At 59.5% G+C, this 6,470-nt stretch carries 9 protein-coding genes; all 9 read right to left on the reverse strand.

The window, feature by feature from the left end:
• Nucleotides 1–2: 2 nt before the first annotated feature.
• Entirely contained in the window at nt 3–725 is a 723-nt protein-coding gene (gene rpsC / locus P775_RS16410) for a 30S ribosomal protein S3 (protein ID WP_099911979.1), read from the reverse strand.
• On the reverse strand, nt 725–1,105 hold the full coding sequence (rplV, locus tag P775_RS16415; RefSeq protein ID WP_099911980.1) for a 50S ribosomal protein L22: 381 nt from the start codon (nt 1,103–1,105) through the stop codon (nt 725–727). Before rplV ends, rpsC begins: the two co-directional genes overlap by 1 nt.
• A gap of 3 nt (nt 1,106–1,108) precedes the next feature.
• Nucleotides 1,109–1,387 (reverse strand): 30S ribosomal protein S19, encoded by a 279-nt coding sequence (gene rpsS, locus P775_RS16420; protein ID WP_099911981.1) that lies wholly within the window; start codon nt 1,385–1,387, stop codon nt 1,109–1,111.
• 3 nt (nt 1,388–1,390) lie between these two features.
• Nucleotides 1,391–2,233: a 50S ribosomal protein L2 gene (rplB, locus tag P775_RS16425; RefSeq protein ID WP_099911982.1), complete on the reverse strand. Its 843-nt coding sequence runs from the start codon at nt 2,231–2,233 to the stop codon at nt 1,391–1,393.
• A gap of 444 nt (nt 2,234–2,677) precedes the next feature.
• Nucleotides 2,678–3,700: a collagen-binding domain-containing protein gene (locus P775_RS16430; RefSeq protein WP_099911983.1), complete on the reverse strand. Its 1,023-nt coding sequence runs from the start codon at nt 3,698–3,700 to the stop codon at nt 2,678–2,680.
• Between the two features lie 449 nt (nt 3,701–4,149).
• Nucleotides 4,150–4,446, reverse strand: a complete 297-nt coding sequence (locus tag P775_RS16435; RefSeq protein WP_099911984.1) for a 50S ribosomal protein L23 — start codon at nt 4,444–4,446, stop codon at nt 4,150–4,152.
• On the reverse strand, nt 4,443–5,060 hold the full coding sequence (rplD, locus tag P775_RS16440) for a 50S ribosomal protein L4 (RefSeq protein ID WP_099911985.1): 618 nt from the start codon (nt 5,058–5,060) through the stop codon (nt 4,443–4,445). The genes P775_RS16435 and rplD overlap by 4 nt, the downstream gene beginning before the upstream one ends.
• On the reverse strand, nt 5,057–5,935 hold the full coding sequence (rplC, locus tag P775_RS16445) for a 50S ribosomal protein L3 (RefSeq protein WP_099911986.1): 879 nt from the start codon (nt 5,933–5,935) through the stop codon (nt 5,057–5,059). Before rplC ends, rplD begins: the two co-directional genes overlap by 4 nt.
• Nucleotides 5,936–5,949: 14 nt before the next feature.
• A complete protein-coding gene (gene rpsJ / locus P775_RS16450; protein ID WP_047995998.1) occupies nt 5,950–6,258 on the reverse strand; it encodes a 30S ribosomal protein S10 in 309 nt (102 codons plus the stop codon).
• Nucleotides 6,259–6,470 lie beyond the last annotated feature (212 nt).

Raw genomic sequence — 6,470 nt, forward strand, 5'->3', positions numbered from 1 at the left:
GCTTATCTCCGATCATCGCGACGACCGCCGCCAGCACCACGGGGTGACGGGCCGTCCTGGAGTTCCTGTGACTTGCGGTCACGTGCTTGAGGGTCGTGCTCCATGATCTCGCCTTTGAAGATCCAGACCTTGATCCCGATGATGCCGTAAGCTGTTGCAGCTTCGACATGTGCGTGATCGATGTCCGCGCGGAGCGTGTGCAGCGGCACACGACCTTCACGATACCATTCGGTCCGGGCGATCTCGGCACCGCCAAGGCGGCCCGCGACGTTCACACGGATACCCTGGGCACCCATACGCATGGCGTTCTGCACGGCGCGCTTCATGGCGCGACGGAAGGACACCCGGCGTTCGAGCTGCTGGCTGATGCTTTCGCCAACCAGACGCGCGTCCAGTTCCGGCTTGCGGACCTCAACGATGTTGAGGTGCAGTTCGGATTTGGTCATCGCGGCCAGCTTGCGACGCAGGCCTTCGATGTCTGCACCTTTCTTGCCGATGATGACACCCGGACGGGCGGTGTGCACCGTCACGCGGCACTTTTTGTGCGGACGTTCGATGATGACGCGGGACACACCGGCCTGGACGCACTCTTTGTGGATGAACGCGCGGATGGCGAGATCTTCCAGCAGGAGGTTGCCGTAATCCTTGGTGTCTGCGTACCAGCGGGAATCCCAGGTGCGGTTGATCTGCAGCCGCATCCCGATCGGATTGGTCTTGTTACCCATTAGGCTTGCTCCTCGATCTGACGCACCTTGATGGTGAGTTCCGAGAACGGTTTCACGATCTTGCCGAACCGGCCACGTGCACGCGGGCGACCGCGCTTGAGCGTGAGGTTCTTGCCGACATAGGCCTCGGCCACGATCAGCTCGTCCACGTCAAGATTGTGGTTGTTCTCGGCGTTGGCGATGGCCGACTGAAGGCATTTCTTCACATCGTCCGAGATCCGCTTTTTTGAGAAGGTCAGGTCCGTCAGGGCCTTGTCAACCTTCTTGCCGCGGATCATCGCTGCGACCAGATTCAGTTTCTGCGGGCTGGTGCGAAGCATGCGCAGTTTTGCCATTGCTTCGTTGTCGGCCACGCGGCGGGGATTTTTATCCTTGCTCATGGCTTACTTCCGCTTCGCTTTTTTGTCAGCCGCATGGCCATGGTAGGTCCGTGTCGGCGAATATTCACCGAACTTCTGACCGATCATGTCCTCGGAGACGTTTACCGGGATATGTTTCTGACCGTTGTAGACGCCAAACGTCAGACCCACGAACTGGGGCAGGATCGTCGAGCGGCGCGACCAGATCTTGATCACTTCGTTGCGACCGCTTTCGCGGGACGCTTCGGCCTTCTTGAGCACATAGGCGTCAACGAAGGGGCCTTTCCATACAGAGCGAGCCATTAATTAGCGCCCTTTCTTCTTGGCGTGACGCGAGCGGATGATCAGCTTCTGCGACGCCTTGTTTGTGTTGCGGGTCTTTGCACCCTTGGTCGGCTTGCCCCACGGAGTAACCGGGTGACGACCACCAGAGGTCCGACCTTCACCACCACCATGCGGGTGGTCGATCGGGTTCATAACGACACCGCGAACAGAAGGACGCTTGCCATAATGGCGCATCCGGCCGGCTTTACCGAAGTTCTGGTTGGAGTTGTCGGGGTTGGACACGGCACCGACGGTGGCCATGCATTCCTGACGCACCAGACGCAGTTCACCTGAGCTGAGGCGGATCTGAGCGTAACCGCCATCACGACCAACAAACTGGGCATAGGTGCCAGCGGCGCGTGCGATCTGGCCGCCTTTGCCGGGCTTCAGTTCGATGTTGTGGACGATCGTACCGATCGGCATGCCCGAGAACGGCATGGAATTGCCCGGCTTGATGTCGGCCTTTTTGGCGGCAACAATACGGTCACCGATGGCCATACGCTGCGGCGCGAGGATGTAGGCCTGTTCGCCATCATCATACTGCACCAGCGCGATGAACGCGGTCCGGTTGGGGTCATATTCGATGCGGGCCACGGTGGCCGATACGTCGAATTTGTTCCGTTTGAAATCTACGATCCGGTAAAGGCGTTTCGCCCCACCACCGCGGCGCCGCGATGTGATCCGTCCGGTATTGTTCCGACCGCCCGATTTCGTCAAACCCTCAGTGAGAGCTTTGACGGGGCGTCCTTTCCACAGTTCCGAACGGTCGATCAGCACCAGCCCGCGCTGGCCCGGCGTCGTCGGCTTATACGACTTGAGTGCCATGCTTTCTGTCTTCCGTTAGCAAATGGCAGGGGTATGCCCCCGCCTATGTTAAAGCCCCCCGGCGTCATCGTTTCGCTAGAAACGGTTGACTTGGGTGACCTGAGTATAGGGCCCCTAAGGTCCCCGATGTATCGTGTCCGACCCACGGGCGGACCCGCGATGGACAAAAGGCAAGCCCCGGACGAATCCGGGGCTGGGCCGATGTGGTCGTTTAGGGGAGTCGCGGGCGGCGGTCAAGTGGCTGACGCGGGAAAGACAGGGCCTGTGCGATCAAGCGCGGATTGCGTTATCAAAGAGAGCCAGGGTGCGGTCGGATCGTGTTACAGCCCGTGTACACCGTCAGGACGGGCCCGCGCTCAAAACGACGAGAGGCGTGCCATGCACGCCTCAACCTTCAGGATATTTATAGGGAGCCGGTTGCCGGACTGCCCGTGTTGGCAGCGCTCAGGCGTGCCGACGGCGCGACAGACCAACCACGCCAAGCGCCGCCATGCCGAAGGCCAGCAGTGCAACCCCAGCGGGCAGCGGAACAGCCGAAACCGTCGGGAGGGTGCCGGTATAGCCTTGCACATGCGCCTCGCCACGCAGGCTTGCAGTTTTTGCGACAAGCGTGCCCTCAAACGGGGTGGTGTTTGTCACGTTCGCCAGTGGCGCGAGGATCGAGCCGAAAAACTGCTTCTGAATGGACAGGGTGCCGGTGGCATCGGCAAAGTTCCAGATAACGTTGTCAGCCGCCTCAAGATTGCCGCCGCCCGCAAAACCAAACAGGGATACGTTGTTGGCGCCGACGCCGGTCACGTTGATGATTGCCGAAACGCCGTCGAGCCCGCCGATGTTCAGGTTCTGGACGACTGAGCCAAGGAAGTTCGAAAAATCGCTGTAGGCCAGTGAAAAGACGAACACATCGCTGAGGGATCCGCTCGCCTTGAACTCCAGCGTGCCGCCAGAGGTGAGGGTCGGTGCGGCGGTGGTCGTTTCAGCGGCCAGACTGGTGGAGAGATCGGTCATTGTCTTGGCGACGTCGGTCGGAAAGCGGTCATCAAAGCCGGCCGTGCCGGACTGCCCCGTCAGCTTTGTGCCCTGGCTCCCCTTGGCCGTAAGCGTGCCACCGATGGTGGCAGTTCCATTACCGTTGAGCTCCAGATTGGTGTTGGTCACACTGCCGCGCACGGATACGTCGCCGGCATTGTTAATGTTGATGCCTTCGCCGGTAATATTACCCTCGACCACCAGTTCATCGAAGCTGGATGCAGGTGTCCGGTAAGGTTTACTGTAGACCTGCCGGGTCTGGCTGACATTCATGTTGCCGCCTACATAGACGCGGCCATCAATTTCTTCGCCAAAGTCGAGATCACCAAGGGTGATGACGTTGAACTGGTTGAGAAGGTCCGCACCTGTGAGGACGGCGGCGTTCGCATTTCCGGCCGCCAGAACGGCGGCAACGGTGAGATAGAGAAATCTGCTCATTAATCAATCACTCATAAAAGTTGTAACATTTCACGAGTGTGGATTAGGAGGAAATCTGTGTTCTGGCAATAAAATTTTAACAATTTGCTTAACGTATTGGTAAGATTACGCTACGTCACGATTTAAGCCCTCGGGGCCACATCCCCGCGTCTGACCTTTTTTGGGTGTCACGATCGGTGGAATTCGGAACGTCAGCCCTCCGGGCCAGGCACCACGCACAGTTTGAATTCTCAGCCCGCCTGCCGCTTCCTGCGAGAGGTCTGTGCGCCCGCGGGGGGCTGTCGTACCGCGCGGGCCCGCCATGTGGGCCGCCTGCCGCGTGTGTTGCAACAGCGATCGCACGCGACGGCACCACCCGGAAAGGTCGTAACAGGAAACAAAGGGCTTTGAGAACAGAAAACCCCGGCCGCTTGCGCAGCCGGGGTCAAATTTTTCAACGTTCAATCGGTTCAGAGACCGGTGGTCACGTCGATTGTGTTGCCCTCAACGAGCGTCACATAAGCCTTCTTGACGTCCTTGCGACGACCGAGCTGGCCGCGGAACCGCTTGACCTTGCCCTTGGTGATCGTGGTGTTCACGGCCTTGACCTTGACACCAAAGAGCGACTCAACGGCCTCTTTGATCTGGGGCTTGTTGGACGCGATATCGACCTCGAACACGACCGCACCGTTTTCCGACGCCATGGTCGATTTTTCGGTGATGATCGGCTTGCGGATCACGTCGTAATGTTCTGCCTTAGTGCTCATTTCAGTCGAGCCTCCAATGCTTCGACACCCGCCTTGGTGAGCACGAGCGTGTCACGGCGAAGGATGTCATAGACGTTTGCGCCCATCGACGGCAGGATATCCAGACCTTCGATGTTGGCCGCTGCCTTTGCAAAGCCTTCATTCACGGCGGCGCCGTCAATGATCAGCGTGCGCTTCCAACCAAGCGATTTGATCTGCTTGGCCAGTGCGCCTGTCTTGCCATCGGATTCGGCGCTCTCGATGATGATGAGCGAGCCTTCCTTCATCTTGGCGGACAGTGCATGCTTCAGACCCAGCGCGCGAACCTTCTTGGGCAGTTCGTGTGCGTGGCTGCGCGGCGTCGGGCCCTTGTAGATACCACCCGAACGGAAGATCGGTGCCTTGCGGGACCCGTGGCGTGCGCCGCCGGTGCCCTTCTGGCGATAGATCTTCTTGGTCGAGTAGGACACTTCAGAGCGGCCCAGCGTCGAGTGTGTACCGGCCTGCGCTTTGTTGCGCTGCCAGCGGACCACACGGTGCAGGATGTCGGCGCGGGGTTCGAGACCAAAAATCTCGTCGCCCAGCTCGACCGATCCGGCAGTCGCGCCGTCAAGTTTGATCACGTCGAGTTTCATTTGTCGCCTTCCTTGTTCTCGTCCAGGGTTTCACTCTGGTCGTTGGCCTCACCCTTATCGGATTCGATCTGGGCTTCGGCCTCGGCCAGTGCGGTTGCCTCGGCGGCTGCTGCGGCTTCTGCTGCTGCTGCTTCTGCTGCTGCGGCTTCCGCGGCGGCTGCGGCTGCAGCTTCCTCGGCCAGACGCTTGGCTTCTTCACCAGCGGAACGCAGGGCCGCGGGCAGAATGATGTTCTCGGGCGTCGGTTTCTTGACCGCGTCCTTGATCGTCACCCAACCACCTTTGGAGCCCGGCACAGCGCCTTTGATCATGATGATGCCACGCTCGGCATCGGTCTTGACCACTTGCAGGTTCTGCGTCGTGACTTTGGCAGCGCCCATGTGACCGGCCATCTTCTTACCTTTGAAGACTTTGCCCGGATCCTGACACTGACCGGTGGAGCCGTGCGAACGGTGCGAAACGGACACACCATGCGACGCCCGAAGGCCGCCGAAGTTGTGACGCTTCATCGCACCGGCAAAACCCTTACCGATCGAGGTGCCGGAAACGTCCACGAACTGACCTTCAAAGTAATGGTCAGCTGTGATCTCTTCGCCAATGGCGATGAGGTTTTCGGCAGCCACGCGGAACTCAGCGACTTTGCGCTTGGGTTCTACCTTGGCGATGGCAAAGTGACCGCGCATCGCTTGGCTGACGTTTTTCGCCTTGATCGTGCCGGTGCCCAGCTGAACAGCTGTGTACCCGTGTGCGTCAGCAGTACGCTGCGCCACGACCTGAAGGTTGTCGACATGGAGAACGGTCACAGGGATCTGCTTGCCGTCTTCCATGAAAAGCCGGGTCATGCCGACTTTCTTTGCTATGATTCCAGAGCGCATCTGTTTCTGCCCCCTTAAACCTTGATCTCGACATCCACACCAGCGGCGAGGTCGAGCTTCATCAGCGCGTCCACGGTCTGGGGGGTCGGATCAACGATGTCCAAAAGACGCTTGTGCGTCCGGATTTCGAACTGATCACGAGATTTCTTGTTCACGTGGGGTCCACGCAGAACAGTGAATTTCTCGATCTTGTTCGGCAGCGGGATGGGCCCGCGCACAGCGGCACCGGTCCGCTTGGCTGTGTTGACGATTTCCTGCGTGCTGGCATCCAGGACGCGGTAGTCGAAAGCCTTGAGCCGAATGCGAATGTTCTGGCTTTGCATGATCTTGGCCTTTCGCGGCGTTTGAGTTGAGAGGAGGAGGCAGGTTCATCCTGCCCCCTCATCGAACCCGTATTGGTGAGGTGCGCAAAGCTGCGCACCCAACGAGGGGTGGTTCCGAGGGTGCACCTGAACGGCGCACCCGAGGCCTGCCTTACTCGAGGATTTTGGAGACGACGCCCGAACCGACGGTGCGGCCGCCTTCGCGGATGGCG

Source organism: Puniceibacterium antarcticum (assembly GCF_002760615.1).
Classification (GTDB): Bacteria; Pseudomonadota; Alphaproteobacteria; order Rhodobacterales; family Rhodobacteraceae; genus Puniceibacterium; species Puniceibacterium antarcticum.

Coding starts and splice junctions, on each gene's coding strand:
- rpsC (WP_099911979.1), bottom strand. CDS start 725: ATGGGTAACAAGACCAATCCGATCGGGATGCGGCTGCAGATCAACCGC.
- rplV (WP_099911980.1), bottom strand. CDS start 1,105: ATGAGCAAGGATAAAAATCCCCGCCGCGTGGCCGACAACGAAGCAATG.
- rpsS (WP_099911981.1), bottom strand. CDS start 1,387: ATGGCTCGCTCTGTATGGAAAGGCCCCTTCGTTGACGCCTATGTGCTC.
- rplB (WP_099911982.1), bottom strand. CDS start 2,233: ATGGCACTCAAGTCGTATAAGCCGACGACGCCGGGCCAGCGCGGGCTG.
- P775_RS16430 (WP_099911983.1), bottom strand. CDS start 3,700: ATGAGCAGATTTCTCTATCTCACCGTTGCCGCCGTTCTGGCGGCCGGA.
- P775_RS16435 (WP_099911984.1), bottom strand. CDS start 4,446: ATGAGCACTAAGGCAGAACATTACGACGTGATCCGCAAGCCGATCATC.
- rplD (WP_099911985.1), bottom strand. CDS start 5,060: ATGAAACTCGACGTGATCAAACTTGACGGCGCGACTGCCGGATCGGTC.
- rplC (WP_099911986.1), bottom strand. CDS start 5,935: ATGCGCTCTGGAATCATAGCAAAGAAAGTCGGCATGACCCGGCTTTTC.
- rpsJ (WP_047995998.1), bottom strand. CDS start 6,258: ATGCAAAGCCAGAACATTCGCATTCGGCTCAAGGCTTTCGACTACCGC.